27 protein-coding genes are annotated in these 25,654 nt (G+C 60.5%); 16 read left to right on the top strand and 11 right to left on the bottom strand.

What is annotated here, in order from left to right:
• Window positions 1–71: 71 nt before the first annotated feature.
• Both ACYVM5_RS08700 and ACYVM5_RS08695 read right to left on the bottom strand, forming a co-directional pair.
• Entirely contained in the window at window positions 72–1,964 is a 1,893-nt protein-coding gene (locus tag ACYVM5_RS08700; RefSeq protein ID WP_460617738.1) for an alpha-amylase family glycosyl hydrolase, read from the bottom strand.
• 173 nt (window positions 1,965–2,137) lie between these two features.
• The gene (locus tag ACYVM5_RS08695) at window positions 2,138–3,580 is read right to left on the bottom strand and encodes a hydrolase (RefSeq protein WP_460617737.1); all 1,443 of its coding nucleotides are present in this window, start codon (window positions 3,578–3,580) and stop codon (window positions 2,138–2,140) included.
• A gap of 521 nt (window positions 3,581–4,101) precedes the next feature.
• Here ACYVM5_RS08695 and glgP point away from each other — a divergent pair.
• The 3 genes from glgP to ACYVM5_RS08680 all read left to right on the top strand — a co-directional run bounded on the left by glgP (window position 4,102) and on the right by ACYVM5_RS08680 (window position 6,994).
• A complete protein-coding gene (gene glgP, locus ACYVM5_RS08690) occupies window positions 4,102–5,754 on the top strand; it encodes an alpha-glucan family phosphorylase (RefSeq protein ID WP_460617736.1) in 1,653 nt (550 codons plus the stop codon).
• Window positions 5,755–5,911: 157 nt separating this feature from the next.
• Window positions 5,912–6,574, top strand: a complete 663-nt coding sequence (locus ACYVM5_RS08685) for an SOS response-associated peptidase (RefSeq protein WP_460617735.1) — start codon at window positions 5,912–5,914, stop codon at window positions 6,572–6,574.
• Window positions 6,575–6,622: 48 nt separating this feature from the next.
• Window positions 6,623–6,994, top strand: a complete 372-nt coding sequence (locus ACYVM5_RS08680; protein ID WP_460617734.1) for a hypothetical protein — start codon at window positions 6,623–6,625, stop codon at window positions 6,992–6,994.
• Between the two features lie 11 nt (window positions 6,995–7,005).
• Here ACYVM5_RS08680 and ACYVM5_RS08675 read toward each other — a convergent pair whose 3' ends face one another.
• The 3 genes from ACYVM5_RS08675 to ACYVM5_RS08665 all read right to left on the bottom strand — a co-directional run bounded on the left by ACYVM5_RS08675 (window position 7,006) and on the right by ACYVM5_RS08665 (window position 9,565).
• Window positions 7,006–8,562, bottom strand: a complete 1,557-nt coding sequence (locus ACYVM5_RS08675) for an alpha/beta hydrolase family protein (protein ID WP_460617733.1) — start codon at window positions 8,560–8,562, stop codon at window positions 7,006–7,008.
• Between the two features lie 319 nt (window positions 8,563–8,881).
• Window positions 8,882–9,079: a hypothetical protein gene (locus ACYVM5_RS08670; protein WP_460617732.1), complete on the bottom strand. Its 198-nt coding sequence runs from the start codon at window positions 9,077–9,079 to the stop codon at window positions 8,882–8,884.
• 54 nt (window positions 9,080–9,133) lie between these two features.
• Window positions 9,134–9,565 carry a septal ring lytic transglycosylase RlpA family protein gene (locus tag ACYVM5_RS08665; protein ID WP_460617731.1) on the bottom strand — a complete coding sequence of 144 codons (432 nt, stop codon included), beginning with the start codon at window positions 9,563–9,565 and terminating at the stop codon, window positions 9,134–9,136.
• 78 nt (window positions 9,566–9,643) lie between these two features.
• Here ACYVM5_RS08665 and ACYVM5_RS08660 point away from each other — a divergent pair, with 78 nt between their 5' ends.
• Window positions 9,644–9,862, top strand: coding sequence for a hypothetical protein (locus ACYVM5_RS08660; protein ID WP_460617730.1), 219 nt, complete (start codon window positions 9,644–9,646; stop codon window positions 9,860–9,862).
• A gap of 81 nt (window positions 9,863–9,943) precedes the next feature.
• Here ACYVM5_RS08660 and ACYVM5_RS08655 read toward each other — a convergent pair whose 3' ends face one another.
• Window positions 9,944–10,792 (bottom strand): glycoside hydrolase family 25 protein, encoded by an 849-nt coding sequence (locus ACYVM5_RS08655; RefSeq protein ID WP_460617729.1) that lies wholly within the window; start codon window positions 10,790–10,792, stop codon window positions 9,944–9,946.
• A 97-nt stretch (window positions 10,793–10,889) separates the two neighbouring features.
• On the opposite strand from ACYVM5_RS08655, the gene ACYVM5_RS08650 reads away from it, so the two are divergent.
• Both ACYVM5_RS08650 and ACYVM5_RS08645 read left to right on the top strand, forming a co-directional pair.
• Window positions 10,890–11,165 carry a VF530 family protein gene (locus ACYVM5_RS08650; RefSeq protein ID WP_460610871.1) on the top strand — a complete coding sequence of 92 codons (276 nt, stop codon included), beginning with the start codon at window positions 10,890–10,892 and terminating at the stop codon, window positions 11,163–11,165.
• A 4-nt stretch (window positions 11,166–11,169) separates the two neighbouring features.
• Window positions 11,170–11,493: a hypothetical protein gene (locus tag ACYVM5_RS08645; protein ID WP_460617728.1), complete on the top strand. Its 324-nt coding sequence runs from the start codon at window positions 11,170–11,172 to the stop codon at window positions 11,491–11,493.
• A 199-nt stretch (window positions 11,494–11,692) separates the two neighbouring features.
• On the opposite strand, the gene ACYVM5_RS08640 is transcribed toward ACYVM5_RS08645, so the two are convergent.
• A complete protein-coding gene (locus ACYVM5_RS08640; protein ID WP_460617727.1) occupies window positions 11,693–12,079 on the bottom strand; it encodes an Hsp20/alpha crystallin family protein in 387 nt (128 codons plus the stop codon).
• A 216-nt stretch (window positions 12,080–12,295) separates the two neighbouring features.
• The gene (locus ACYVM5_RS08635; protein ID WP_460617726.1) at window positions 12,296–14,158 is read right to left on the bottom strand and encodes a BamA/TamA family outer membrane protein; all 1,863 of its coding nucleotides are present in this window, start codon (window positions 14,156–14,158) and stop codon (window positions 12,296–12,298) included.
• A gap of 159 nt (window positions 14,159–14,317) precedes the next feature.
• Here ACYVM5_RS08635 and hemW point away from each other — a divergent pair, with 159 nt between their 5' ends.
• The 6 genes from hemW (at window position 14,318) to ACYVM5_RS08605 (ending at window position 18,973) form a co-directional block, all read left to right on the top strand.
• Window positions 14,318–15,466 (top strand): coproporphyrinogen-III oxidase family protein, encoded by a 1,149-nt coding sequence (gene hemW / locus ACYVM5_RS08630; protein WP_460617725.1) that lies wholly within the window; start codon window positions 14,318–14,320, stop codon window positions 15,464–15,466.
• Window positions 15,463–15,894 carry a hypothetical protein gene (locus tag ACYVM5_RS08625; protein WP_460617724.1) on the top strand — a complete coding sequence of 144 codons (432 nt, stop codon included), beginning with the start codon at window positions 15,463–15,465 and terminating at the stop codon, window positions 15,892–15,894. The genes hemW and ACYVM5_RS08625 overlap by 4 nt, the downstream gene beginning before the upstream one ends.
• Before the next feature lie 5 nt (window positions 15,895–15,899).
• Window positions 15,900–16,607, top strand: a complete 708-nt coding sequence (locus ACYVM5_RS08620) for an alpha/beta hydrolase (RefSeq protein ID WP_460617723.1) — start codon at window positions 15,900–15,902, stop codon at window positions 16,605–16,607.
• Window positions 16,608–16,619: 12 nt separating this feature from the next.
• Window positions 16,620–17,399: a cyclase family protein gene (locus ACYVM5_RS08615; RefSeq protein WP_460617722.1), complete on the top strand. Its 780-nt coding sequence runs from the start codon at window positions 16,620–16,622 to the stop codon at window positions 17,397–17,399.
• A 78-nt stretch (window positions 17,400–17,477) separates the two neighbouring features.
• Window positions 17,478–18,122, top strand: coding sequence for a hypothetical protein (locus tag ACYVM5_RS08610; protein WP_460617721.1), 645 nt, complete (start codon window positions 17,478–17,480; stop codon window positions 18,120–18,122).
• A gap of 140 nt (window positions 18,123–18,262) precedes the next feature.
• Window positions 18,263–18,973 carry a hypothetical protein gene (locus tag ACYVM5_RS08605; RefSeq protein WP_460617720.1) on the top strand — a complete coding sequence of 237 codons (711 nt, stop codon included), beginning with the start codon at window positions 18,263–18,265 and terminating at the stop codon, window positions 18,971–18,973.
• Window positions 18,974–19,047: 74 nt separating this feature from the next.
• Here the strand turns inward: ACYVM5_RS08605 and rpmA are convergent, their stop codons facing one another.
• The 3 genes from rpmA to ACYVM5_RS08590 all read right to left on the bottom strand — a co-directional run bounded on the left by rpmA (window position 19,048) and on the right by ACYVM5_RS08590 (window position 20,248).
• The gene (rpmA, locus tag ACYVM5_RS08600; RefSeq protein ID WP_198069311.1) at window positions 19,048–19,323 is read right to left on the bottom strand and encodes a 50S ribosomal protein L27; all 276 of its coding nucleotides are present in this window, start codon (window positions 19,321–19,323) and stop codon (window positions 19,048–19,050) included.
• 127 nt (window positions 19,324–19,450) lie between these two features.
• Window positions 19,451–19,756 carry a large ribosomal subunit protein bL21 gene (gene rplU, locus ACYVM5_RS08595; RefSeq protein ID WP_460617719.1) on the bottom strand — a complete coding sequence of 102 codons (306 nt, stop codon included), beginning with the start codon at window positions 19,754–19,756 and terminating at the stop codon, window positions 19,451–19,453.
• Window positions 19,757–19,972: 216 nt separating this feature from the next.
• Entirely contained in the window at window positions 19,973–20,248 is a 276-nt protein-coding gene (locus ACYVM5_RS08590) for a hypothetical protein (RefSeq protein WP_460617718.1), read from the bottom strand.
• 16 nt (window positions 20,249–20,264) lie between these two features.
• Here ACYVM5_RS08590 and ACYVM5_RS08585 point away from each other — a divergent pair, with 16 nt between their 5' ends.
• The 4 genes from ACYVM5_RS08585 (at window position 20,265) to ACYVM5_RS08570 (ending at window position 25,642) form a co-directional block, all read left to right on the top strand.
• The gene (locus ACYVM5_RS08585) at window positions 20,265–21,224 is read left to right on the top strand and encodes a ribonucleoside-diphosphate reductase small subunit (protein WP_460617717.1); all 960 of its coding nucleotides are present in this window, start codon (window positions 20,265–20,267) and stop codon (window positions 21,222–21,224) included.
• Window positions 21,225–21,363: 139 nt separating this feature from the next.
• Complete coding sequence (locus tag ACYVM5_RS08580; RefSeq protein ID WP_460617716.1) at window positions 21,364–21,984, top strand: YceI family protein; 621 nt, start codon at window positions 21,364–21,366, stop codon at window positions 21,982–21,984.
• 58 nt (window positions 21,985–22,042) lie between these two features.
• The gene (locus ACYVM5_RS08575) at window positions 22,043–22,981 is read left to right on the top strand and encodes a hypothetical protein (RefSeq protein WP_460617715.1); all 939 of its coding nucleotides are present in this window, start codon (window positions 22,043–22,045) and stop codon (window positions 22,979–22,981) included.
• A 279-nt stretch (window positions 22,982–23,260) separates the two neighbouring features.
• Window positions 23,261–25,642 carry a ribonucleoside-diphosphate reductase large subunit gene (locus ACYVM5_RS08570; RefSeq protein ID WP_460617714.1) on the top strand — a complete coding sequence of 794 codons (2,382 nt, stop codon included), beginning with the start codon at window positions 23,261–23,263 and terminating at the stop codon, window positions 25,640–25,642.
• Window positions 25,643–25,654: the final 12 nt, after the last annotated feature.

Below are 25,654 nucleotides of genomic sequence, written 5' to 3'. Positions count from 1 at the left end.
CGCAGGGTTAGGCAACAGTGAAAGGAAATCTGCCGGGGCAGCAAGCGAAGCAGTTTAAACGAACCGTCGGATTATTTCCGCAGTTCCACCACCCAGGCCGTGTGGGCAGGCACGGTCAGCGTTTTCAGGTCGCTGATGGTGGCACCGCTCACCACTTCCACGCCCGACGAAAAGCCGTCGGTGCGCTCGGCGAAGCGGGTGCCGTCCACCTTCTTTTCGTTCTTGGTGTTGTTGGCGATAATCATCACGCATTCGCCCGCGTCGTTGTAGCGGAAATAGGTGTAGACGCCGTCCTGCGGGATAAACTGCATCAGCTTGCCGCTGCTCAGCACCGGGTGGGCCTTGCGGTAGTTGGCCAGCTTGCTCACGTAGTCAAAGGCCTCGCCCGCCTGGCCGCTGGGGCGCGTGGTGAAGTAGTTGTTTTTGTCGCCGGCCCATCCGCCGGGGAAGTCCTCGCGCACCTTGCCGTCGGGGTTCGAGAAGTTCTTCATCAGCACCTCGGTACCGTAGTACAACTGAGGCGTGCCGCGCAAAGTCAGCAGCCAGGCAATGCCAGTTTTGAACTTGCCAAAGTCCTCGCCAATCACCGAGTAGAAGCGGCTCATGTCGTGGTTGTCGAGGAAGGGCACGTTGCGCGTGGCATCCACGTACAGCCAGTCGCCCTGCAGGGCGTGGTAGAGCTTGCTCAAATCCCCATTCTCCGTCTTCAAAGCGTCCGAAATCGCGAAGCAGATTTGAAAATCCAGCACGCCGGGCAGGTTCGATTTGAAGCCGTTCACCGGCGGGAAAATATTCTGGGCGAAGAAAGCCTGCTCGGCCTCCGTGCCTTCCCAGGCTTCGCCAAACTGGGCCAGCTTGGGGTATTCTTCGCCAATGGCCTTACCCCAGGCCATGAGGAAGTTTGGCTCAGAATATGGGTAAGTATCAATGCGGTAGCCGTCAATCCCCGTCGACTCCACCCACCACAGGAAGTTCTGAATCACATAAGTTGCCACCAGCGGGTTTCCCTGGTTCACGTCGGGCATCGTGGTATCAAACCAGCCGTCGTTGAACAGCGTGTAGTCGCGCTTCGAGCCGTAGGGGTCGTTCAGCGCGAAGGCGTTGTAGTTGCTGCGCGTGAACTTGGGGAAGGCGTGGAACCAGTCGGCCGCCGGCTTGTCGAGGAACAGGTGGTGGTAGCTGCCCCAGTGGTTGAGCACGATGTCCTGCACCACTTTCAGGCCGTCGGCGTGGGCGGCTTTCACGAACTGCTGGTACTCGGTGTTGGTGCCGTAGCGCGGGTCAATCTTGTAGCAGTCCGTCACCGCGTAGCCGTGGTAGCTGGCCTTGGGCATGTCGTTTTCGATGATGGGCGTGGGCCAAATGGCCGTGGCACCCAGCTTCTTAAAGTAGTCGAAGTGGTTCTGAATGCCCTTCAGGTCGCCGCCGTGGCGGGCGTACATCGAGTCGCGGGCAATATGGTTGACGCGGGTGCCTTTCACCACGTCATTCTTCGGGTCGCCATTCGCGAAGCGGTCCGGCATCAGCATGTAGATAAAATCGGCCTGCGTGAGGCCCTGCGTGCGCTGCGGGTCGGTGTTGCGGGCGCGCAGCTCGTAGGTGTACGTCAGGCTTTTGGTGCCTTTAAAGCTCAGTTTCAGCTGGCCCGGCTTGGCGTCGGGGCTGATGGTGAGGTTGACGATGAGATAGTTGGGACTTTCCAGCTTCTGCTGGCTGTCCAGCGTCACGCCGGGATAAGTGGTCAGGGTAGCAGTGCTGCCCGCGATGCCGGGCGCATTCACCAGCAGTTGCAGCTTGGGGTTTTTCATGCCCACCCACCAGTAAGTGGGGTCGATGCGCACGCCGGGGGCGGCTTTGGCAGTGGGGCTGGGAGCAGCGGCAGGACCAGCAGCACCGGTTGCGGCCGGCGACAGCAGCGGCATCAGCAGCCCGGTGGCAACCAGTAAAAATTGTGGGAATTTCATGGCAAAAAGGGCGTAAGAATAACGTCGAGGCCAAAAGTACGGCTTTCCCGGAAGGCGCTTCATGCGCAACCGTTTCCACTTTCGGAATATATTTTTCGCCACCTCAAAGCCCACAAAAAAGCCCGCCCCCGAATCCGGGAGCGGGCTTTCAGTATTCGCGTCAGCCAGATGGCTTACTGCTGCTTGGCCAGCCAGAGTGAGGCGTTCATGTGCAGCTTGGCGTGGCTGGCGATTTCGGTCCAGCCGGGGTACACGGTGTTGCCGGGGCTGCCGGTGCCGTCGTCGGCCGGCGACGAGTCGGTGATGCATACCACGCGGCCCGTGCCGTAGGTGCTGCTCAGGCACATGATGTTGGTATTGCCCTGCGAGGCGCTGCCCTGCCAAATCAGCGGCGTAGCGGCCGAGCCCGAGGTTTTGGTCATCGTGGCGCCGTTGGAGAACTTCAGCTGCGTCACGGCACCCTGCGAGCCGTTCAGGATGGTGTTGGTGCTGCTGGCCAGTACGTTGCTGGTGGTTTCCGAAATGTTGGTGAGGTTGATGCTGTAGCCGAAGGGGTTGGCCTGCACTGAGTTGTTGGTCATCAAATCATTCCAGATAGCGGGCGAGTCGTAACCGTCGTTGTTGCGGTCCGACACGTCATGGTCGGAAATCATGAACAGGCCGCCACCGTTTTTCACGAAGTTGATAATGGCCGTTTTCTCGCTGGCCGTGAACAGTGTGTTCGGCTCATCCACCACAAACACGTTGTAATTCGCCAAATCCTGGGGGTTCGAGGCATTGCCGTAGGTGATGGCCGTGCCCGAGGGCAGGTTTTCCACCGAGTTGCCCAGCTTCACCAGCGCCACGCCCCACGAGGAGAGGGCGGCCGTCCAGTACGTCTCCGAGGTGCTGGCCGTGATGCCCGAGGCGGCCGGCGTGGGGTAGCGCGGCGTCACGCCGCCGTCCACGTCCAGGGCCCAGTCGGCGTTGCCGGCCAGTTCGGCGTGCGTGGCATCGAAGAGGAATTTCTTGCCGCCGGTACCACCACCTCCACCGCCGCCACCGGTGCCGTAGGTTTCCACCGTGATGTTGTCGAAGTTCAGGCGGTTGGTGCTGCCGTCGGTTTTGCGCACTTGCAGGCGCACATTGCCGGCAATATTCACCGTGAAGGAAGCCGTGCTCAGGCTCGTGCTGCTCGTGGTAATGGTGCTGCCCACTTTGGCGTAGCTGCTGCCGCTGTTGGCGCTGGCCCATAGCTCCCAGGTGCTGCTGGCGTCGGTGCCATACTTGGCGTGTGCCACCGTGACCACGCCGGCCCCGCCGGCCAGGTCGAAATTCATGCTCAGCGAGCCGCTGTTGCGCACCCGGGTCGACCAGCTGCCGGTTTTGGCGTCGGCCGTGGTGTTGCCGATGAGGGCATCGTTCAGCGTCCAGGAGCCCGAGCCCAGCGTGACACTGCCCGTGGTGTAAGCCGTTTTGGTGCCCGTTTCAAACCCTTCGGGGAAGCCCGGTGCCGAGACGTTTTGCAACACCGTAGCCGCCGCCGGTGCCTCCGGCGTTAGCTCCGATTTCGAACAACTGGCGAACAGGAGAGCACCCAGCAAGGGTGCCACCAGGTAGCGAACAGAAAGTGTCATGCGCATGGTGTGAAATGGGTTAAAGATTTGGGAGTGAAGCGCCAAAGCTAGAGTAATCCATCAGGGTTATTGCAATAGGATATATTAAAAGATTGTGGCTTTTTTTGAATTATCATCAATTAAATACTTTTTCATAGGCTAAATTTTATTAAAATCAGAAAATTTATTGTTATAAATAAAAAATTAATTATTCCTTCATAATTACTGCTTGTTCAGCGAAGCCAATTAAGTAGCGCTAGGCCGGCAAGGAGGCCGAGATATTGAGCGCCGCACCTTTTGCGCGGGCCACGAAGAAATTTTGGCAGTAAAACACTGGCTGATATTGCCTTGACACTGTTGCCGTTGGGCCAAATGCTAACGTTTGCGTAAGTCGTGCCTCAATATCAAGTGGTTGCGATTTTTCAGGAATGCTTCGGACCTTGCGCCCTCGTAGAGAAGCCATGCTCTCAGCGTGCCTTCTTTTTCCCAACCCGAAACCTCTATTCCGGCGTACGCTCCGGCCCTCGCCCTAGCCCTCAATAATGGCTTTTACCTTTAAACCCTACACGCCGGCCGCGAAATTCAAGACCGCCGCCGCGTACTTCTCGATGGAGTTTGCCGTCGACCAGGCCCTGAAAACTTACTCCGGCGGCCTCGGCTTCCTGGCCGGCTCGCATATGCGCTCGGGCTTCGAGCTGAAGCAGAACCTCATCGGTATCAGTATTCTGTGGACGTTTGGCTACTACGACCAGGACCGCGACGCTGAGCAGAGCATGCGCGCCGAGTTCCGCCACAAGCACTACTCGTTTCTGCAGGACACGGGCATCATCTTCCCCATCACCATCCACGGGGCCGATGTGCAGGTGAAGGCCCTGTACCTGGCCCCGGAGGTGTTTGGCACCGTGCCGATGTTCTTCCTGACCACCGACATTGCCGAAAACGACTTCCTCTCGCGCACCATCTCGCACCACCTCTACGACCCGGACTCGGCGGCCCGCGTGGCCCAAAGCATCCTGCTGGGTGTGGGTGGCGGCAAGCTGCTCGATGTGCTCGGCCGCAAAACCGACGCGTACCACCTCAACGAAGGCCACGGCCTGCCGCTGGCGTTCTACCTCTACGAAAAGCACGGCCGCGACCTGGCCGAGGTGCAGAAGCGCCTCGTCTTCACCACGCACACCCCCGAGCTGGCCGGCAACGAGGAGCGCCCCATGAAGCTGCTCACCGACATGACCTTCTTCGGGACCATGACGGAGGAAGAAGTGCGCCGCACGGCGCAAATCGGCACCGGCGATGCGCTCAACTACACGCTCACCGCGCTGCGCTTCTCGCGCAAGGCCAACGCCGTGAGCAAGGTGCATGGCACCGTGGCCAACGAAATGTGGGGCCACTACGAGGGCATTTGCCCCATTATCCCTATCACTAACAGTCAGAACGGCACCTACTGGCGCGACCCGCAGCTGGCCGCCGCCCTCAAAGGCAAGGACGATGCCGCCCTGCTGGCCCGCAAGCAGGAGCTGAAAAAGGACCTGTTCAAAATCGTGGCCGACCAGACCGGCAACATTTTCGACCCCAACGTAATCACCATCGTGTGGGCCCGCCGTTTTGCCGGCTACAAGCGCGCCGATTTGATTTTGCGCCACTTCGAGCGCTTCGTGGAGCTGGCCAGCAATGCCAAGCACCCGATTCAGATGATTTGGGCCGGCAAGCCCTACCCGAAGGATTTCGGTGCGGTGGCTTTGTTCAATGACATCATCAAGCGCACGGCTCACCTGAAGAACTGCGCCGTGCTCACGGGCTACGAGCTGGGCCTGTCGGCCGCCCTCAAGAAGGGTTCCGACATCTGGCTGAACACGCCCCGCTTCCCGCGCGAGGCCAGCGGCACCAGCGGCATGACCGCCGCCATGAACGCCAGCGTGAACCTGAGCATCGCCGACGGCTGGATTCCCGAGTTCTGCCGCAACGACGAAAACGGCTTCCTCATTCCGATTGTGGACGTGACCCTGCCCGACAATGTGAAGGACGATGCTGAAGCCACCGCCCTGCTCGACGTGCTGGAAAACACCGTGCTGCCGCTCTACTACGACCAGCCCAAAAACTTCCTGAAAGTAGTGAAAACCGCCATGAAGGACGTAGAGCCCGAGTTTGAATCGGGGCGCATGGCTAAGGAATACTACGAGTTGCTGTATAAGGCGTAAGCAGAAGGAAAGGGGAATTATTTCCCTGTCATCCTGAACGCAGTGAAGGACCTTATCGCGTTTGAACGATTGTCGTATAAACGACTCGTCCGAGCGTGGTAAGGTCCTTCACTGCGTTCAGGATGACAGGCAATTTTCACATTCCTTCCTTTCCGCCATGTGTGGTCGTTACACATTCATCGCCCCCGCGCCTGCCGCTGAAAAGCGCTTCGACGCCAAATTCACCGAGCCCGCGCCGACTACTTACAACGCCGCGCCCTCGCAGCGGCTGCCCATCATCACCAATGCCGCGCCCGGCCAGATTCAGCTCCTGAGCTGGGGCCTCGTGCCCGGCTGGAGCAAAGACCCCGCCGCCGGTCCCAAGCCCATCAACGCCCGGGCCGAGACGCTGGCCGAAAAGCCCAGTTTCCGGCAGTTGCTGGGGCGAAAGCGCTGCCTGGTGCTGGCCGACAGTTTCTTTGAGTGGCAGGCTACGCCGGCGGGCAAAGTGCCGCACCGCATCCTGCTGCGCGATGAGCAGCCCTTCGCCTTCGCCGGCCTCTGGGACGAGTGGCTGGACCGCAGCACCGGCGAGCTGCACCCCACCTTCACCATCATCACCACCGAACCCAACGCGCTGATGGCCAAAATCCACAACCGGATGCCCGTCATTCTGCCTACCCGCGCCGCTGAAAAGGCCTGGCTCGATGATGGCCTGAGCCTGACGGCGCACCAGCAACTATTGCAGCCTTACGACGCGGCTGCCATGCAGGAGTACGTCATCAGCAAACGGGTGAACTCACCGGCTAATAACGACCCGGAGGTGCTGGCAGCGGCTTAAGCGGTTGAGAATTAGCAGAACGTCTGGCTTCTGTGTTACTTTGCCCGCATGAACTGGCGCAATCCCTGGCTTTTACCGATTCTCATTCTCGTGCTGGCCTCGGCCGTGCAGCTGGACCTGCCGTGGTGGAGCCTGGCTGTGGTGGCGTTTGTGGTGGGGCTGGCCATTGCGCCCACGGGCCGGGTGGCCTTTTGGGCCGGTTCCGGCGGAGGCGGGCTGAGCTGGATACTGCCCGCCGCCTGGCTGGCCTACCAGAATGACGGTTTGCTGGCGCACCGGGTGGCGCAGCTGCTGCCGCTGGGCGGCTCATCGGTGGCGCTGGTGCTGGTGGCTGGTATTGTGGCTGGCCTGGTTGGTGGGCTGGCGGCTTTGGCCGGGTGCTGGCTGCGCGAGGCCTTTCGCTCCCCAACGGCGGCGTAGCGCTCGGGCGGCTATTTCACCTGCTGCATCACCCATTCGCCCACGGTTTCGAGGGCATCGGTAGCCGCCGTGGGGCGCACGGTGGTGCCGGCGGCTAGGGCTTGCTCACTGAGGGGGGCCTGGAACTCGTGGTTCAGGCCGTCGAGCTTCTGCACGTTCACCCGCTTATTGGCTTTGAGGCCTTTTTCCAAAACCGGCAGGTTGGCGGCTAGCTGCACCTGCGTATCGGCAGTGCCGTGCAGAAGCAGGGTGGGGCAGGCCACTTTGCCCAATTCCGCCTGCGGATTGAACGTGAGGAAGGAGCGGTACCACGGGCTGGTGAGTTGCCGGGCGCGGGTTTGCGCTGCCGCTGAGGTCAGGGCCGGATAAATCTGCTTCAGCATATTGGCCACAATGGCCTGCGCCTGGGCATTATCTGGCGTCTGGCGTATGATTTCGAGCAGCGCATATTGCCGCTTGTATAGCGCGTCGTTGCGCTTGCGGGCTTCGGTGGTCAGGCGCAGCTGTTCCTGGGCAATGTGTAGCTGGGTCTGGGCGGGATTGGCGCCAGCGGCCAGCTGTTTTTTGGCTTCGCGCCGGGCCTGAGTCATGGCTTGTGCTGCCTGGGAATCCCATTTAATCTGGGCGGTATCGGGCTCGCCGGGCTGGTTTACCAGCGAGGTTTGCCGGGCCAGCAGTTCCTGTCCGTTCACGCCGGCGGCACCCAGGGCCACCAGAAAAGCCGGTGCGGGGGCCTGTGCCCCGGCCAGCAGTGCCACGTTGGCCCCTTCGCCGTGTCCCAGCAGGCCCACGCGCAATGGGTCGATGCCCGGCTTGGCCCGCAGGTAGGCCATGGCCGATTGCGCATCGGCCACCAGCTGGGGGCCTGTCGTAGCCGCAGATACCCCCACCGAGCGGCCGGTGCCCCGGTCATCGAGGCGCAGCACGGCCACGCCCTGCCGGGTGAGGTAGTCGCCCAGCGCATTCAGCAGGCTGTAATCACCGGTGCTTGGCTCCGGAGTATTCACATCGGGCAGCAGCACCACGGCGGGAAACGGTCCGTTGCCAGCGGGTAGGCGCAGCGTACCGCCCAGGCCAATTTCGGGGCTCGGGCTGCTGGGGCTACTCACGTGTACTTCTTCGGTCCTGTAAGATGCCGGGGCTTCGCTGATTTCGGCGGTTTTGTCGGCGGCTTTGTCGGTGGCCACGCGTTCCAGTACCAGCATGGCTCGGAAGCCGGGCTGCTGCCATTGCCCGCGTAGCCGCTGCCCATCGGCCACGGGCTGGCCGGCAAATCGGCAGCCCGCCTTATCGGCGTAAAAAACCACGCTGTCGGCGGTATTCACCACGCGCATGGGGCTGTTGTGTAGCCGGCCCGCATCCATGCGAAGCAGGGCCGTGGGCGTGCCATCGGCCAAGGCACTCACGCTGATAAATACCTGGCGGCTACCGCCCGGCACAGGCAGGGTACCAGCCCATTGGCCCAGCATCTGGCCCGTGCCGATGGGCGCTGCCTGAATGGTTGCCAAACTCAAAGCGCCTATAACCGATAAATAGATGGTTTTAAGTAGTAAACGATTGATATTCATAGCAAAGATTGGTTTGTGGTACTGTTGGCAGGCAAAAGCAATACGTAGTTGCGCAGACCTGATTAATTCAAAAGTACAATTAAATCTTGCTTAATAAAATAAATTGAAAATGATTTGTAAATAAAAAATCTGTGTAAAGTTTTATTTATAGAAACTACCTCATTTTATAAACCATCTCAGAGCTTAGCCACAATCGTCTTTTGAAATGGTAAGCAGCACAGTGCCGGACACAAAAAAGCCGCCCTCCCAACTAGCTGCGGGCGGCAGCAAGGAGAGGGCGGCAGAAGCGCACCCGGCACGACCGGGAGCAGCGTGATTACTACATGGTTTTGCTATACCAGGCCAGCACTTCGAGGCCGGCAGCGTCGGTTTCAGCTTCCACTACTTCGTTGATGACGTATTGGATTTCATCGTCGGACCATTCTTCGTCCTCGGCGGCGGACACCCACAGGTCGAGGGCGGCGTAGCGGTTGGTGCCGGGCGGGAGCGTCCAGGTTACTTTTTTGCGGATGTTCATAGCAAGGGTAGTTGGGGTGAGGCGAAGATAGAACGCGAAGACGAGGCCGGTAGGTTAATGATTATCGGCGGCCTCGCGGATGACGGTGACCTGCACCGGCACTACCCCGGCCTCGATGATGCCGAGCTGCACGGCGGCGCGGCGCGACACATCCACGATGTAGCCTTTGGTGTGCGGGCCGCGGTCGGTCACGGTCACGTCCACGGAGCGGCCGTTGCGGGTGTTGGTGACGCGGATGAGGGTGCCGAAGGGCAGCGTATTGTGAGCGGCCGTCATTTGGCCCGGGCGGTAGGTGCTGCCGCTGGCGGTAGGCCGGCCGTTGAACTTATCGGCGTAGTAGGAGCCCAGGCCCGATTGCACACTGCCCCGGGCTCCCTTCGTGCCGTTGCTCGCATGGTGGCTACTGCCGCAGGAAGCCAGCCCCAGGGCAAGTGAAAACAGCAGCGATAATAGCCCGAGGTGCAGAATTTTGGCTTGTTTATTCAACTTCATCCAACCTTTATTTTCGGTGATAACCTTTCGGTCGTAATTCTCTCACACCCCCATTTTTCCCCAACACAACCGATGAAAAATTTCCTGAAAGTGGCTTCGGCCCTCGCCCTGTCGTTCACGTTCATGGCTGCTCACGCGCAGCAAGGTGATGGCAAGATGATGAAAAAAGAAGAAAAGACCGAAGGCAAGATGGTGAAGCACGCCGGCAAAATGCACGACGACAAGATGGTTAAGAAGGAAGGCAAGGCCGTGAAGAAGGACGCCAAAATGGAAACCAAGGAAAAAATGTAGGTCCTCGGCCTCAGGCGAACTACGGCCGTCCGGCTTGGCTGCTTCTGCGGAAGCCGCCGGGCCGGACGGTTTTTTTTGTCTTTAGCGAGCCGGTTTGGGCGGGGCCGCCGGAATACGCAACGCTTGCAAAGACTCGAAATTGCCCTGAAAGACGTTGAAATCGACCACACCGCGAATGCCGGGCACGTAGGCTTCGTCGGAGTGCTGCCAGATTATCCACTTGCTGCGGGGCAGGGTGGGGCGCTCCACTTCGTAGTGGGCCAGCCAGAGCGGGTAGTCGTCGAAGTGCCCGGCGAGGTGGCGCTTGTAGAAGCTGTGGTTGGAATAGAGGATGGGCCGCACGCCGTAGTGCGCCTCGATGAGGCGCAGCCAGCGGGCCACTTCGCGGCGCAGCACAGCCACGTCGTGGAAATTGGCGGCTTCCACGTCGAGCACAGGCGGTAGGTCGCCGGGGGCGAGGGGGACGGTTTGAGCAAATAAATCGGCCTGCACCTTGCCGTTGCGGTTGGGCAGAAAGTAGTGGTAAGCCCCGCAGAGCACACCGGCTTTACGGGCCTCGCGCCAGTTGCGGGCAAATCGCGGGTCGCGCAGCGTAGCGCCCTCGCTGGCCTTGATGAAGGCAAACCGGACCCGGTTGCGGGCCACCTCGGGCCAGTCGATGCGGCCCTGGTACGACGATACGTCGATGCCGTGCACCGAGTAGCCGGCCAGCAGCGGGGTTTTTTCGCGGCCGGTGAGGCCGTTTTTGGTGAACGTGGCCCAGGCCCGGCGGGCGTAGCGGTTCAGCTGCACCTGGTGGCGCAGGTAGTAGGTGCCGCCCAGCAGTAGGGCCAGCAGGGCCGCTGCCAGCAGGCCGCGCCGCCACGGCCGCCGGGGCGCGGCGGGCCGGGCGGGCTGGGCAACGGGAGCGGTGCTGGACAATGGAGGCATAGGCAGGGGCTCCAAAAATAACGCCGCGCCGCGCGCCATCGTGCGCCGGGCCCCGGCTTTTCGCGAACTTTGCGCTTTCAGCCCCTCAATTTCGCCTATGTCTTTCCTGCGCGCCGCCGATGCCCGCGACGAAACCGGCCACCTCATCAGCGAGCTGCACGGCGTGAAGCTGGTGCAGATTCTGGAGTACCTCGTGGCCGCCTACGGCTGGCCCGAGCTCGATGCGCGCCTGCGCATGAACTGCTTCGCCGAGAACCCAAGCATCAAATCCAGCCTCACGTTTTTGCGCCGCACGCCCTGGGCCCGCACCAAGGTGGAGGAGCTATACATCAAGGCTCGCAGCGCGGAAGTGCAGGGCCGCCCCCGCCCGTAACGCCATGGCCGACGTCTCTGAAAAATCGTCCGGGCCGGCGCTGCTGGCGGGCCTGGGGCTGTTCATCGTCTTCGAAACCGTAGCGTTCTACGGCTTGCAGTACCTCACCTCGGGCCTGGGCGAAAGCAACCAGAACCAGCCCGAAAACACCATTGTGGCCAATTGGGTGAAAACCATGGTGTTTTTCGTGGCGCACCTCCTGCTGGTTATCGCGGCCATGCTGGTGCTCAGCAACCGCCTGCCGCACCGCTACCGGGGCCAGATGATGGGCTGGTTTTACGTGGCCGTGGTGATGAGCTTCGTGCTCATTATCCCACTGTTCGGCTAGGCCCGAAAAAACAAAACCACCGCTGCGGGCGGTGGCTCAAGAGTGAAACCCAGAAGACTCGGAAAGTGGCCGGTCGGTCCCGGCGATATAAAAAGGACTGCGGTGCCGGTCGGTCCCGGCGTTATAAAAGCGGTGGCGAGGAGCGGCAGCGGAGCCGGCGGCTAAACAAAGTGCCGCCGGCGCTTGCCATTGATTGGCTCTACTCGTTGCGCTTGATGTCGATTTCGCGCTGCTGGTCGTTGGGGTTCAGGAAGGGAATGCGCACGCGCAGCTCCTGGCCTTCGTGGATGGCGTCGATGCGGGCCACGTCCAGGTTGGTGGGCAGTTCGAGGGTTTGGACGAAGAGCGGGGCGGCCAGCTGGTCGTCGGGTTCGTGGCGGTAGTCGCTGAATACGGTCAGTTTCTGTTGGTTCAGCACCACACGGAAGCTATTGGCAGCCACGGTGGGCATGGCCACGCGCACAATCACGCCCTTCGGGTGGCGGTCGATGCGGAGCTGCGGCTGGGCCACGCCCCCACCGATGGTGTTGAGCAGGTCGAGCTGAGGGGCAATGCTATGGATGAATTTCGAGCTGATAAGTTTCATGGGAGGGAGCCACAAATTGGGGTGGCTTCGGACGGGTAATTACAAATGATGTACCAATCTGAATCATGGCTTATCTGCGCTGAAAATCAGTCATATTGACGGCAGTTTTTATGAAGATTTCCTGATTCCGGCCAGGGTGGCCGAAAGCCGGGGTTTCAGCCGAAAATACCGGACGAAATGGCGCAATTGCCCCTTGCTGACTCATTTTCAACCCTACTAAAACCGACTGGTCAGACCAAAGTGAATCTTGGAGGATTTCAGCTCAAACGGCTGGTTATTGGCCCTCCCCACCGAGTACACGAACTGGAACAGCCCCGCCGCTGTGCGGAAGCTTAGTCCCGCGCCCACGCCGGTGGGCTGGTCGCTGAACCGGTCGTTTTCAATATCATGACGTAGGTAGGCCTGGTCGGTAAACAGAAATGCGTAGGAATCGGGCCCGATGAACTGGCGGAACTCGGCCGTAGCCACGGCGTAGGAGCTGGTGTAGAACTGGTTTTCGTTGAAGCCGCGCAGGGAATTCAACCCGCCCAGCCGAAATAAGTCGTTGACAAACAGGCGCGGATTGAGCAGGCCCTCGCCGCGCAGGCGCAGCAGCAGCACGCCCGCCCGCTTCACCGGCAAGTAGCGTTCGGCGCGCAGCCCGAAGGAATACTGCGTGGAATTGAGCGGAATGCCGTCGTAGAGCTCGGGTTTCAGCTCGCCGTTTTTGATGATTTTCTTGGTACCTACCGCGCCCTGGGCATTCACGAGGTAGCCGCGGTGCGGGAAGAACAAGTCGTCGAGGCTGTTCCAGGCGTAGCCGATGCCGTAGGAATTGTATTGAGAATCAATGGTATCGGGTAGTACGGTTTTTTGCCGCAGCAGCGTATCAAGCAAAAACGAGTTGCGCTGCTCGGTGAAAAAGCTGACGCGGCCGGCCCGGGCCGTGGGGTACGTCACCTGCAGGCGTGGGCGGAGCGTGAGAAAGGCATTGGTTTGCTTGTAGAGGTTGAAGGTGCCGGCCACTTCCAGCGGCGTGCCGAAGAAGTTAGGATGCACATACTGGGCATCGAGCAGCTGCGAAATGGCGTCGGTTTTGCGCCATTGCAGGCCCAGCTGCTTGCCACCGCCTTTGATATTGCGCAGGTTGATGGTGACGTCGCCGGTGAACTGCACGCCGGTCTGGCTGGCGTTCGAGTTCGGCAAAATGCCCACGATGGCATCGAACTGGTTGCTGGGCCGGTCGTCGAGCAGCAGGTACACCCGCGCCCGGCCCAGGGCGAAGCGCACTTCGGGTTCGGCCCGCAGCTTCACGTAGGGCAGCTGGCGCAGCAGCTGGGCGGCGGCGGCCACGCGCTGCTGGCTGAAGGGCTGGCCCGGAAAAATCTGGAGGTATTTGGTCAGAAAACGCTTCTTGGTCTTGCTGTTGCCCACAATCTGCAGCGAGTCGAACACCACCACGCGGCCCCGCTTCAGCACCACGCGGCCCGCAATGTCGTGCCCGCTCAGGTGCACCGAATCGAGGCCAACCGACGCAAACGGGAAGCCCTGGTTTTCGGCCTCGGTGAGGATGCGCTCCTGCAGTTTCACCCAGTCTTCGGGCACGAAGGGCGTGTGGCGGAAGAACTTTTCGCGGTAGCCGGCGCGGGTCAGCAGGCCGTCGCCGAGGTTGCCGTTGCGCAGGTAGGCCCAACGGAACTGCTCGCCCACGTAGAGACGTACCCGCACGGTGTCGCGGCTCCAGTGCAGCTCATCGGCCGAGGCCGTGAGGTAGGAGTCGCCTTGTAGGCCCAGCACCAGCTCGCGCACCTCGCGTAGCGCACTGAGCGAATCGGGCACGCTGGCCCGAACCTTGTAGCGACGCAGCACGGGCCGGTCGGCAGCTTCGGTTTCGAGCACCAGCAGGCGCGGGTGGGCCAGCACCCGGCGCGTGGCCGCCGCCGAAGCCGGCGTGGGGCTGGGCGGCGGGGTAGGGGTGGCCAGGCCGGGCTGGTTGGGCACATTGGGGTCGAGGCCGGGCGTTTGGGCCTCGGCCAGCTGTGGCATAGCCAGCCAGCCGAGCAACAGTATTCCCCAAAAGCGCAGTAGAAACCTAGTCATTCGGGGTGGATAACGCAGAAGGCAGCGTTTAATTTCCCGAAGGTAACAGCGCGCATAAGCCGGGCCTTGTCATACGGTCAGGCGGTACCTTTGCGCTCTGCGTGGGCAATTAGCATGCGAAATAGATTTATTGTTAACTGCTCACTGTTAACTGAAACCATGGCCGGCCTTTATCTCCACATTCCTTTCTGCAAGCAGGCCTGCCACTACTGCGACTTCCACTTTAGCACCTCGCTGGGGCTGAAAAGCCGTTTGGTCGAAGCCATCGTGCGGGAAATTGAGCTGCGGCGTGATTACCTCGGGGCGGGGGCGGCGTTGGAAACCATCTATTTCGGCGGCGGCACTCCGTCGCTGCTCACGGCCGGGGAATTAGCCCAGATTTTCGCCGCCATCCACCGCCACTTCGCCGTTGCGCCGCAGGCCGAAATTACCCTTGAAGCCAATCCCGACGACCTCAGTGCCGCCAAGCTGCACGAGCTAAAGTCCGCCGGAGTCAACCGCCTCAGCATCGGCCTGCAAAGCTTCTACGAGCCACACCTGCGGATGATGAACCGCGCCCACACCGCTGAAGAGTCCACCACCGCCGTGCGCCGCGCTCAGGATGCGGGCTTCGAAAACATCTCCATTGACCTGATTTACGGCGTGCCTGCGCCCGGCCACCACATCTGGGAAGCCGATTTGGCCAATGCCTTCGCGCTGAATGTGCCGCACGTTTCGGCCTATGCGCTCACCATCGAGCCGGGCACGGCCTTCGGCCACCGCCTGCAAAAAGGCACCTTCAGAGCTGCGCCCGATGAGTTCGTGGCCACGCAATTCGAAATGCTGCTGGCCGCCATGCGCGCCCACGGCTACGTGCAGTACGAAATCAGCAATTTCTGCCAGCCCGGCCGCGAGAGCCGCCACAACGGCAACTACTGGCGCGGCGTGCCCTACCTCGGCCTCGGCCCCAGCGCCCACAGCTACGACGGCCGGGACCGCCAGTTCACCCTCGCCAACAACCCGCAGTATGTGGCCGCCGTGCTGGAGCGTGGCGAAGTGCCCGTGACCGTGGACGAGCTCACCGCCACCGACCGCGCCAACGAGTACCTGCTCACCACCCTGCGCACCGCCCGGGGCTGCGACCTGGCCCACCTGCGCATCCACCACGGCCTCGACCTGCCGGCCACCCGCGCCGCCTACCTTGCCGAGCTGCAAGCCAATGGCTGGGCCACTATCCAAAACGAAGTTCTTACCTTGACCGACGCGGGCAAGCTCCTGGCCGACCACATCACGCTGGAGCTGTTCCAAACCCCCGACGTAGCCGAATGAAACTACTGAGCGACAGCATTGCCGACGACGCCGACTTCTTCGTGGAGCAGATTCATGTCGTGGCCATTGTCTTCGACAATACCGACGATGTGACCGTGTGGGCCACTACATTTTTTGATAGCGACACGCATTTCTTTCACCTCGCGCTGCCGTTTAAGGCGCTTGATACGCTCCTGAACCTGGCGCACAACCGCGCCGAGGCCCTGCAGGAGGAAGTGGCCGACGCCTTGGCGGCCCAGGAGTGGCCCGCGCTGCTCGAATACAATTCCGATGAAGCGCCGCCCGTGCCCCTGCCCAGCGTGGCCCTGAAACTCTCCGTCACCTACCCCGCCACTGAAGACGGCGAGTTGGATGAAGACGACCCCGACGACCCGCAGCCGCACAACATCTTCTACCTCGAAGGCGTGTTCGTGCGCCTCGATACGTAGCTGGCGTGGAACCCCTGCCGCCCGTTTTTTACCTCATTCCCGGGCTCGGAGCCGATGAGCGGGTCTTTCAGTTCCTGCGCCTGCGGGGTGAAGTACATACGCTGCGCTGGCTGCCACCGCAAAATGCCGCCGAAACCTTGCCACACTACGCGCCTCGGCTTGCGGCAATAATTCCACCGGAGCAGCCCTGCTGGCTGGTGGGTGTTTCCTTCGGCGGCTTGCTGGCATTGGAGGTGGCGCAGTTGCGACCCTTGGCGCGGGTAGTGCTCATATCCAGTTTCGCGAGCCCGTCCGAATTGCCCTGGATTGGCAAGTTGGCCCGAATCACGGGCTTGTATCGGTTGGTGCCGCCGCAGCTATTGCCCCGGTTGCCGCGGGTGGCCGGATGGTTTTTCGGGGTGAAAAACGGACGCGACTATCAGTTGCTGCGTCAGATTCTGCACGACACCGACCCGGGTTTCACACGTTGGGCCATTGCACGGCTGCTGCGATGGCCGGGCCGCACCTCGCCAACGGCCATCCGCATCCACGGCACCGAAGACCGGCTACTGCCCGCCGGAATTGCGCACAGTCAGTACGTTTTGCCCGGCGGCCACCTCATTATCATTAGCCAAGCTGCCGAAATCAGCCGGATTCTGAACCAACTTGCTGCTGAAAACACTCCCGTTTTTTCCGTTGTGCCAGCTACGCCGTCAGCACCCGCTCACCCTTAACCTGTTCACGAAGTGCTTCCCACCTATCCCTTTGCCGGCCGCACCTATACCTATGACCCCGCCGCGCCCCTCGATATTTCCCTGCCCCTGGCTCCCGGCCCCGACCAGGTGAACTGTTTTTGGGCCGAGCCCGTCCAATTCGATACCATCAGAGTGGGCAGCTTTGTGGGCAGCGTGGCCCTGGGCGGCAGCACCAATTACCAGCGTGTCCACGTCACGCCCCACGGCAACGGCACCCACACCGAATGCTACGGCCATATCTCGCCCGACCCGGCCATCACCCTCAACCAGTGCCTGCGCCGCTTCCTGTTCGTGGCCCGACTGGTGAGCGTGGCCCCGCGTCCCCAGCCCAACGGCGACCTCGTGGTAATGCTGGCCGACGTGCAAGCCGCGCTGGAGCAGCAGCCCGACCGTGCCCTGCCCGAAGCCCTTATCCTGCGCACGCTGCCCAACGAGGCCGCCAAACGCCACCGCCACTACTCCGGCACCAACCCCACCTACATCGAGCCCGCCCTGGCCGAGTGGCTGGTTGAATACCAGATTCAGCACCTGCTGCTCGACCTGCCCAGCGTCGACCGCGAAGAGGATGCCGGCCAACTCCTGGCCCACCATGCCTTCTGGCAATACCCCGCCCGCCCGCGCCGCGAAGCCACCATCACCGAGCTCATTTTCGTGCCCGACGAAATCGCGGACGGCCTCTACCTGCTCAACATCCAAATCACCAGCTTGGAACTAGATGCTAGCCCCAGCAAGCCCGTGCTTTATCAGCTGAGTTTGCCCGCGCAGGTCTGATTCACTGGGCCCTGATGCAACTGAATGAACCCACTTCGAATCTAAGTTGATGAATTTCCACATCAGTTTAGATTCGCTATGCTTCTCATTCGCTTCCTGTTGCCCGGCCTGCTGGTACTGGCCGGCACCACCTATAGCCGGGGCCAATCGGCTCCCGCCACTAGCACTCCCGCCGAAACTACCACGGACAAACTGCTCCTGAAAGTGGGCCTGAATGCCGGCCGTGCCCTCCGCTACACGGGCTACTATGGGCTGTCGACGCGCCTGCCCATCTCGGTGGGGGCCGAGTATGCCCTCAGTTCCAAATTCACGCTCTACGGCCAGGCCGATGCCGACTTTCGGCTCTTTAAAAACAACACGTATGGCGGCGATGGCGACTTTGCAATTCCGGCCGGCGGGCTGGGCATAGGCACGCGCTACTATTATAACCAGGCCGGCCGGGAGCGCCACAACCGGCCCCACGGCGCTTTCGTGGGCAACTACCTGGCCCTGGAAGCTCATACGGAAGTGCGCCAGCGCTACGGCCTCCGCAACGACGTAGCCCCCAGCCTCAACGCCGTGTGGGGAATGCAGCGCCGGTGGGGTCGCAATTTTCTGTTTGATTTCAACGCGGGCCTCGGCCTCGGGCCGCACCGCAGCGATTCCTACCTTGGCTACACACCCAACAACAGCAACCTCAACATCACCACCCAACTCAACCTCGGCGTGTATTTCGGGCGGTAGGCGGGGCGTGGGCCGGCACTCAGCCAGCCCTGGTTGCGATGACTGATGTATAAGCCCGATATTGCTTGCGGGCTGAGAGTGAGCAAATTGCTTTCTTGAGCCAAGTTTGAGTTCTCATCTGCTTTGCTTCTCGCGTTCCAATGCCATTGCTAGCTCATCGGTTGCGCATTTTTGCGTTGATTATCGGGTCGTTGCCTGCTCTGGCGGCAGCCCCTGCACTGGCCCAAACTGCTTCCCCCTTCGCTTCGCCAGCTTCAGCGCCCAGCCCCCGTCTGCTGCTGAAAAGCGGCCTGCGTCTCACCCATCTGTTCTACCTGCCCGACGCCCGCAACTGGCAGCTTCTGCTGCCTGTCTCATTCGGTCTCGAATACCGCCTGCACCCCCGGCTCAGTGTCTACGCGCAGGCCGAAGCCGATATCTCGGCCGGTCGGGCCCCGCGTGGCCGGCGCGGCTCGCCGCTACTGCCCACGCCCGGCACCAGCGTGGGTTTGGGTGCTCGCTATTATTTCAATCAGCCTGGCGCATCCCAGTCCAGCTCTGAGCCCTGGGGCAACTATGTGGCCCTGGAAGCCAGCGCCGAACTCGCGCAACTCAGCAGCCGGCGCGGGCGGCGGGGCCGGGGGCTGAGCGTGGGCCGCGTCACGCCCGCGTTGTTTGCGCTGTGCGGCACGCAGCACCGTGGCCCCGGCCGCCGCCTGCTCTACGACCTCAATGCCGGCCTTGGCATTGAAGCCCCCTCAGCGTACTCGGCCGAGGCAGGCATCCGCCCGCCCTGGGACGTGGCCGCGCAAGTCAACCTGCGGGTCTACCTCGCCAACCAGCGCCATGCGGCCGGAGCCAGCCGGCGCTAAGCTCACCAGGAAGGCCCAACGCCAAAAGGGCTGCCCGGTAGGAGCAGCCCTTTTGACTTATAAACGGTGGGCAATTAAGCCGGAACCGAAACTACTTCGCGGGGAATAACCGTCACAATCGAACGGTCTTTGCGGCCCTTGCGGAACTGAACCTCGCCATCAACCAACGCAAACAGCGTGTGGTCTTTGCCCATGCCAACATTGGCACCGGGGTGGTGGGCAGTACCGCGCTGACGCACGATGATGTTGCCGGCAACGAGGGCCTGGCCACCGAAGATTTTTACGCCGAGACGTTTGGAATGCGATTCGCGGCCGTTGTTGGACGAGCCGACACCTTTCTTGTGAGCCATGGTATTGTTAGCTTCAAGCTTTTAGCAATAAGCTGCAAGCTCTTGTGGGTTAATGGGATAGCAGAATAGTTAATCTAAAAACCGAAAACGCGCAGCTTGTGGCTGAAGGCTTGCAGCTCAGATAAAACTAGCCGATGCTGTTAATCATTACTTTGGTGAACGACTGACGGTGGCCGTTCATTTTCTGGTAGCCTTTACGGCGCTTCTTCTTGAAGACCAGAACTTTGTCGCCTTTTACGTGGGCGAGGATGGTGCCGGTTACGGCTACTTTCAACTCGGGCGCACCCACGGTGATGGTGCCGTTGTCGTCGGTCAGCAGGGCGTTGCCCAGCGTTACTACGTCGCCAACGTTGCCGGCCAGTTTGTGAGCGTAAACGAATTTGTTGGCCTCAACCTTGGTCTGCTGGCCAGCTATGTTAACAATTGCGTACATCAGCTTTCGCGGGTTTTTCTGAAATGGGAAGGCAAAAGTACGACTTTGATTTGGGAAATCCAAACCCTAAGTTCTTAATCATCATTGGCTGGCCGGCACCAGCCGCCCCAAAAGCGCCTTGCCGCTGATGAAGCGCAGATTAAGGCCGGATTAAAAAATGAGGCAAATCGGCCCATAAATTGGTCTGTTTGGGGACAAGTGGGTTTATCCACAGGGCTAATGTGGATAAGTGGAGCCAAAAGGGCTGATTTTGAAGGGGATTTCACTTTCCAGTTCGACTAAAAAACCCGGTGAAAATCCTCGCAACTGTCCTGAAAAAAAGGTGGGCTTAGCTAAAAAAGAGTGAATAAAAAAGCTAATCGGACGGGCAATCGGCCTGCCGGGTGGGGCTATATTTGGTGTTGGAAGGCCGGCCGCATTTCCGGCGTCCGGGCCAAACATCTGCCCGAATGTGGGGGTTAGCCTGCCGTCTTCCACGCCGAAAACCGCCATCAAGCCCCGAGATACTATGGAACCGCTCCTCGCCGAAAACCCCAACCGCTTCGTGCTATTTCCCATCCAGAACGATGAGGTGTGGCAGTATTACAAGAAGTCGCAGGCCTCGTTCTGGACGGCTGAGGAAATCGACTTGAGCCAGGACCAGAAGGACTGGAACAACCTGAACGACAACGAGCGGCATTTCATCAAGCACGTGCTGGCCTTCTTCGCCGCTTCGGATGGCATCGTGAATGAGAATCTGGCCGTGAACTTCATGCAGGAGGTGCAGATGCCCGAGGCGCGCTGCTTCTACGGCTTCCAGATTATGATGGAAAACATTCATAGCGAGACCTATTCGCTGCTGATTGATACCTACATCAAAGACCCCAGGGAAAAGGACTACCTGTTCAACGCCCTCGAAACCGTGCCTGCCGTGCAGAAGAAAGGCGAGTGGGCCCTGAAGTGGATTAACTCGGAGAACTTCGCCGAGCGCCTCATTGCCTTCGCGGCGGTGGAAGGCATTTTCTTCTCGGGCTCGTTCTGCTCCATTTTCTGGCTGAAGAAGCGCGGCCTGATGCCTGGCCTGACGTTCTCGAACGAACTGATTTCGAGGGATGAAGGGCTGCACTGCGATTTTGCCTGCCTGCTCTATAGCTACCTGGTGAACAAACTGCCCGAGGCGCGGGTGCAGGCCATCATCGCCGACGCGGTGCGTATCGAGCAGGAGTTTGTGACCGATGCGCTGCCGGTGAGCCTCATTGGCATGAACGCCAAGACGATGGCGCAGTACATCGAGTTTGTGGCCGACCGCCTGCTGGTGTCGCTCGGCTGCGGCAAGATTTACAACGCCACCAACCCCTTCGATTTTATGGAGATGATTTCGGTGCAGGGCAAAACCAACTTCTTCGAGAAGCGCGTGGCCGAGTACCAGAAGGCCGGCGTGATGAGCGAGCGCAACGACAACGTGTTCTCGCTCGACGAGGATTTTTAAGCGGCGGCAGCTAAAAAAAGTTACTGACAGGCAACCCAATAATTATATTTGGCGAGTTGCTGACGAGAAGGCCCAGCGCGCCGCGCTGGGCCTTTTGTGCTTCAGTCCCTCACTTATAATTATTCCATCCTTTCATCGCATGAAATACGCTTTACTCCTCCTGCTGGGTATGGTGATGCCCAATGCCTACGCCCAAACTTCCGCCCCAGCTGCTCCGGCGCCGGCGCCCGGTGCGGCCATGTTCCAGCGCTACACCACGGCCAACGGCCAGACTACTTTCTTCTCCACCGCGCCGCTGGAGGATATCGAGGCGCTGAATTCGCGGGTGGCGGCCATCTTCGATTTGAACACCGGGCAGTTGGCGTTTTCGATGCTGATGAAGGATTTCCAGTTCAAGAACTCGCTGATGCAGGAGCACTTCAACGAGAACTACGCCGAAAGCGAGAAGTACCCGCGGGCACGCTTCACGGGCACGTTGGTAACCAAACCCACCGAGGACCAGCTCCGCAGCGGCCCGCAGCCGGTGTACGTGCAGGGCCAGCTCACCATTCACAACGTGAAGCGCAAGGTGCGGGTGCCGGGCACCTTGCAGCTGCGCGGCAACGACCTGGTGGTGACGTCCAAGTTCAGCGTGGCCCCGGCCGATTACAAGATTAAAATCCCGGCCCTGGTGCGGAACAACATTGCCAAGTCAATTGACATCAGCGTGATACTGACCTGCCAGCCGGGGCCGTCGGGCACGGCAAGTATCGCCAAGTAGCACAGCGTTGCATCTGAATGAAAAGCCCACCCTGCGCTTGCAGCGGTGGGCTTTTTCCGTGGGTAGCAACACGAAACAGGAGTTGCTTGCCGTTGCGACAATTATGACGAGATTTCGACGCTTTTTGCAGTGGCTGCGGCCGCGCATGCCCTACGTCAACATTGGACTGGCGGGGGCGGCATACGGCGCGAACCAGTACGTGGCGCAGGTGTTTTGCCAGCCGGTGCTGTGGGCGGCTGCGGTGCTTATTGGTAGCGTGGGGGCGTTTCTGGCGTGGCCGTGGCTGGTTGGCTGGCCCAAGGCGGTGCGCTACGTGGCGCTGTTTCTGCAAGGTGCTTTGGTGCCCGTTTGTGCCTATTGCGTCGTGTTCATGGGCCCGGGGGAATTGGTAGTGGGGGTGTTGTTTTTCTTTTTCCTGTTGCCCGTATTGGCTTGGGTGCCGGTGTTGTTTGCGGGGCAGGCGCTGCGGCAGGCGTGGCGGAGCGAGCTGCCAGGCGGGCGCGTGGTTTTCGGCCTGGGAATGGTGCCGTTGCTGGTGGCGCAAGGCTGGGCCGAACAACAGTATCGGGATGTGGAAGCCGCCGTGGCCCAACTGCCGCCCGCGCAGCGCCGCCAGCCAGCGGCCTTAGTCCGGGTGGTGCCCCGCACCTACATAGCCGAGCGGCTGGCGGGCAAGCTGTTCAAGTACCACAATTACGAAGACGATAATGACGGCTGGCGCCCGCCCTTGCACGACCCGCTGGTCAACATCAGCCTCTGGAGTCGCGGCGGCATGGCCTACATTAAACCAGGAGTAAGGGAGGCTAATCCGCTGTTGGTGGGTTACTGGGATGCGCGATGGAAGGTGCTCGTTTCATCAATCGACAGCCAAGCCGTCTTTTACCACCAGCTTTTCCCAAACCTGCCGGTCAAGGCCGACTGCACCTGCAACCAAACCTATGATGGCGAGTCGTATCGAAAATGGATACCTAATGCGGGCCACCGAATGCCGCTGTAAGGTGAATGAATAGCTGAATACGGTGAATACAAAGCCGGCCTGTTTTCCAAAAAATGGCCTAGCATCCCCGTTCGGGTACTATGTGGAAAACTTCCGGAACTTTTCCTTGTCCTTCGAAAACGGAAGAGGTAATTTCCGGAATCTAATATCGACGCGGCTGCTATTACCTGGCCCTTCGGTCTACTCTTTCCACAACTGCCTCAACGACTTGGCACCGGCACTGTGCCGCGCCGACTCCTTCAGTATATAAGCAAAATCCCCCAACCAAACACCACTGGTATGCTAGTAATTAAACGCGACGGTCGCCGCGAATCCGTGAAGTTTGACAAAGTCACGGCGCGTATTGAGAAACTGTGCTACGGCTTGCACATGGATTTCGTGTCGCCCATTGAGGTGGCCAAGAAGGTGATTGACGGCATTTATGATGGCGTGACGACCATTGAGCTGGATAACCTCGCCGCCGAGACGGCCGCTTCGCTCACCACCAAGCACCCGGACTACGCCATTCTGGCGGCCCGCATTGCGGTGAGCAACCTGCACAAAGTGACGTCGAAGTCCTTCTCTTCGACCATGAAGCGGCTGTATACTTATGAGGACCCGAAGAATGGCGACAATGCTTCGCTCATCGCCACCGATGTGTGGGAGGTGATTCATAAGAATGCCCACACCCTGGATTCGGCCATTATTTATGACCGGGACTACAACTACGACTTCTTCGGCTTCAAGACGCTGGAGCGGAGTTACCTGCTGCGCCTGGAAGGCAAGGTGGTAGAGCGGCCCCAGCACATGCTGATGCGCGTGTCGGTGGGCATCCACAAGGATGACATTGACTCGGTTATCAAAACCTACAACCTGCTGAGCGAGCGGTGGTTTACGCACGCTACGCCCACGCTGTTCAACGCGGGCACGCCGAAGCCGCAGATGTCGAGCTGCTTCCTGCTGACGATGAAGGACGACTCCATTGATGGCATTTATGACACCTTGAAGAACTGCGCGCTGATTTCGCAATCGGCCGGCGGCATTGGGCTTTCGGTGAGCAACGTGCGGGCCACGGGCTCTTACATTAAGGGGACCAATGGCAACTCGAACGGGCTGGTGCCCATGCTGAAGGTGTTCAACGACACGGCCCGCTACGTGGACCAGGGCGGTGGGAAGCGCAAGGGCGCCTTCGCCATTTACCTGGAGCCCTGGCACGCCGACATTTTCGAATTCCTGGACCTGAAGAAGAACCATGGCAAGGAGGAAATGCGCGCCCGCGACCTGTTTTACGCCCTCTGGACGCCCGACTTGTTCATGAAGCGCGTGGAGGAAAACGGCGACTGGACGCTGATGTGCCCCCACGAGTGCCCCGGCTTGGACACGACCTGGGGCCCGGAGTTTGAGCGCCTCTACGCCAAGTACGAGAAGGAGGGCCGCGGCCGCCGCACCATTAAGGCGCAGGAGCTGTGGTTTGCCATCCTGGAAAGCCAGACCGAGACGGGCACGCCCTACATGCTGTTTAAGGACGCGGCCAACGGCAAATCGAACCAGCAGAACCTGGGCACGATTAAGAGCTCGAACCTGTGCACCGAGATTATTGAGTACACCGACGCCGACGAGATTGCCGTGTGCAACCTGGCCTCGCTGGCGCTGCCCCGCTACCTCGTGACCGACGCCCAGGGCAACACCACCTTCGACCACCAGAAGCTGTACGAGGTGACCTACCAGGCCACCCTGAACCTGAACAAGGTGATTGACGTGAACTACTACCCGGTGCCCGAAACGCAGAAGTCGAACTTCCGCCACCGCCCCATCGGGCTGGGCGTGCAGGGCCTGGCCGATACGTTCATTGCCCTGCGCATGCCCTTCGAGAGCGACGAAGCCTCGGGCCTGAACAAGGACATTTTCGAAACCATCTACTTCGCGGCCATGACGGCCTCGAAGGACCTCGCCATCAAGGACGGGCATTATGAAACCTTCCCCGGCTCGCCCCTGAGCCAGGGCAAGTTCCAGTTCGACCTCTGGGGCGTGACGCCCGACTCGGGCCGTTGGGACTGGGACAGCCTGCGCGCCGAGGTGGTGAAGCACGGGGCTCGCAACTCGCTGCTGGTGGCGCCCATGCCCACGGCCAGCACCGCCCAGATTCTGGGCAACAACGAGTCGTTTGAGCCCTACACGAGCAACATTTACGTGCGCCGCGTGCTCAGCGGCGAGTTTATGGTGGTGAACAAGCACCTGCTGAAGGACCTGGTGGCCCTGGGCCTGTGGAACGACGCGATGAAGCAGGAAATCATCGCGGCCAACGGCTCGGTGCAGGGCATTGCCCGCATTCCGCAGCACATCAAGGACCTGTACAAGACGGTGTGGGAGATTTCGCAGCGCCGCATCATCGACCAGGCCGCCGACCGCGGGGCCTACATCTGCCAGAGCCAGAGCCTGAACCTGCACGTGCAAAACGTGAACTTCGGCAAGCTCACCAGCATGCACTTCCACGCCTGGAAGCGCGGCCTGAAAACCGGCATGTACTACCTGCGCACCAAAGCCGCCGCCGACGCCATCAAGTTCACGGTGGAAAAGCAAGCCGCCGAAACCCTGGAGCCCCTGGCCCTAGTGGAGCAAAACCAGTCCGACATGGCCTGCTCCCTAGATAACCCGGACGCCTGCGAGGCCTGCGGGTCGTAATTGATATACAGA

Source organism: Hymenobacter ruber (genome assembly GCF_054783255.1).
Note: the sequence above shows the minus strand (reverse complement) of the source record. Positions and strands in the feature narration are given on the sequence as shown.

Bases quoted from the DNA above. Each gene is read 5' to 3' on its own strand.
- ACYVM5_RS08700 (WP_460617738.1), bottom strand. From the start codon at position 1,964: ATGAAATTCCCACAATTTTTACTGGTTGCCACCGGGCTGCTGATGCCG.
- ACYVM5_RS08695 (WP_460617737.1), bottom strand. From the start codon at position 3,580: ATGACACTTTCTGTTCGCTACCTGGTGGCACCCTTGCTGGGTGCTCTC.
- glgP (WP_460617736.1), top strand. From the start codon at position 4,102: ATGGCTTTTACCTTTAAACCCTACACGCCGGCCGCGAAATTCAAGACC.
- ACYVM5_RS08685 (WP_460617735.1), top strand. From the start codon at position 5,912: ATGTGTGGTCGTTACACATTCATCGCCCCCGCGCCTGCCGCTGAAAAG.
- ACYVM5_RS08680 (WP_460617734.1), top strand. From the start codon at position 6,623: ATGAACTGGCGCAATCCCTGGCTTTTACCGATTCTCATTCTCGTGCTG.
- ACYVM5_RS08675 (WP_460617733.1), bottom strand. From the start codon at position 8,562: ATGAATATCAATCGTTTACTACTTAAAACCATCTATTTATCGGTTATA.
- ACYVM5_RS08670 (WP_460617732.1), bottom strand. From the start codon at position 9,079: ATGAACATCCGCAAAAAAGTAACCTGGACGCTCCCGCCCGGCACCAAC.
- ACYVM5_RS08660 (WP_460617730.1), top strand. From the start codon at position 9,644: ATGAAAAATTTCCTGAAAGTGGCTTCGGCCCTCGCCCTGTCGTTCACG.
- ACYVM5_RS08655 (WP_460617729.1), bottom strand. From the start codon at position 10,792: ATGCCTCCATTGTCCAGCACCGCTCCCGTTGCCCAGCCCGCCCGGCCC.
- ACYVM5_RS08650 (WP_460610871.1), top strand. From the start codon at position 10,890: ATGTCTTTCCTGCGCGCCGCCGATGCCCGCGACGAAACCGGCCACCTC.
- ACYVM5_RS08645 (WP_460617728.1), top strand. From the start codon at position 11,170: ATGGCCGACGTCTCTGAAAAATCGTCCGGGCCGGCGCTGCTGGCGGGC.
- ACYVM5_RS08640 (WP_460617727.1), bottom strand. From the start codon at position 12,079: ATGAAACTTATCAGCTCGAAATTCATCCATAGCATTGCCCCTCAGCTC.
- ACYVM5_RS08635 (WP_460617726.1), bottom strand. From the start codon at position 14,158: ATGACTAGGTTTCTACTGCGCTTTTGGGGAATACTGTTGCTCGGCTGG.
- hemW (WP_460617725.1), top strand. From the start codon at position 14,318: ATGGCCGGCCTTTATCTCCACATTCCTTTCTGCAAGCAGGCCTGCCAC.
- ACYVM5_RS08625 (WP_460617724.1), top strand. From the start codon at position 15,463: ATGAAACTACTGAGCGACAGCATTGCCGACGACGCCGACTTCTTCGTG.
- ACYVM5_RS08610 (WP_460617721.1), top strand. From the start codon at position 17,478: ATGCTTCTCATTCGCTTCCTGTTGCCCGGCCTGCTGGTACTGGCCGGC.
- ACYVM5_RS08605 (WP_460617720.1), top strand. From the start codon at position 18,263: ATGCCATTGCTAGCTCATCGGTTGCGCATTTTTGCGTTGATTATCGGG.
- rpmA (WP_198069311.1), bottom strand. From the start codon at position 19,323: ATGGCTCACAAGAAAGGTGTCGGCTCGTCCAACAACGGCCGCGAATCG.
- rplU (WP_460617719.1), bottom strand. From the start codon at position 19,756: ATGTACGCAATTGTTAACATAGCTGGCCAGCAGACCAAGGTTGAGGCC.
- ACYVM5_RS08590 (WP_460617718.1), bottom strand. From the start codon at position 20,248: ATGGCGGTTTTCGGCGTGGAAGACGGCAGGCTAACCCCCACATTCGGG.
- ACYVM5_RS08585 (WP_460617717.1), top strand. From the start codon at position 20,265: ATGGAACCGCTCCTCGCCGAAAACCCCAACCGCTTCGTGCTATTTCCC.
- ACYVM5_RS08580 (WP_460617716.1), top strand. From the start codon at position 21,364: ATGAAATACGCTTTACTCCTCCTGCTGGGTATGGTGATGCCCAATGCC.
- ACYVM5_RS08570 (WP_460617714.1), top strand. From the start codon at position 23,261: ATGCTAGTAATTAAACGCGACGGTCGCCGCGAATCCGTGAAGTTTGAC.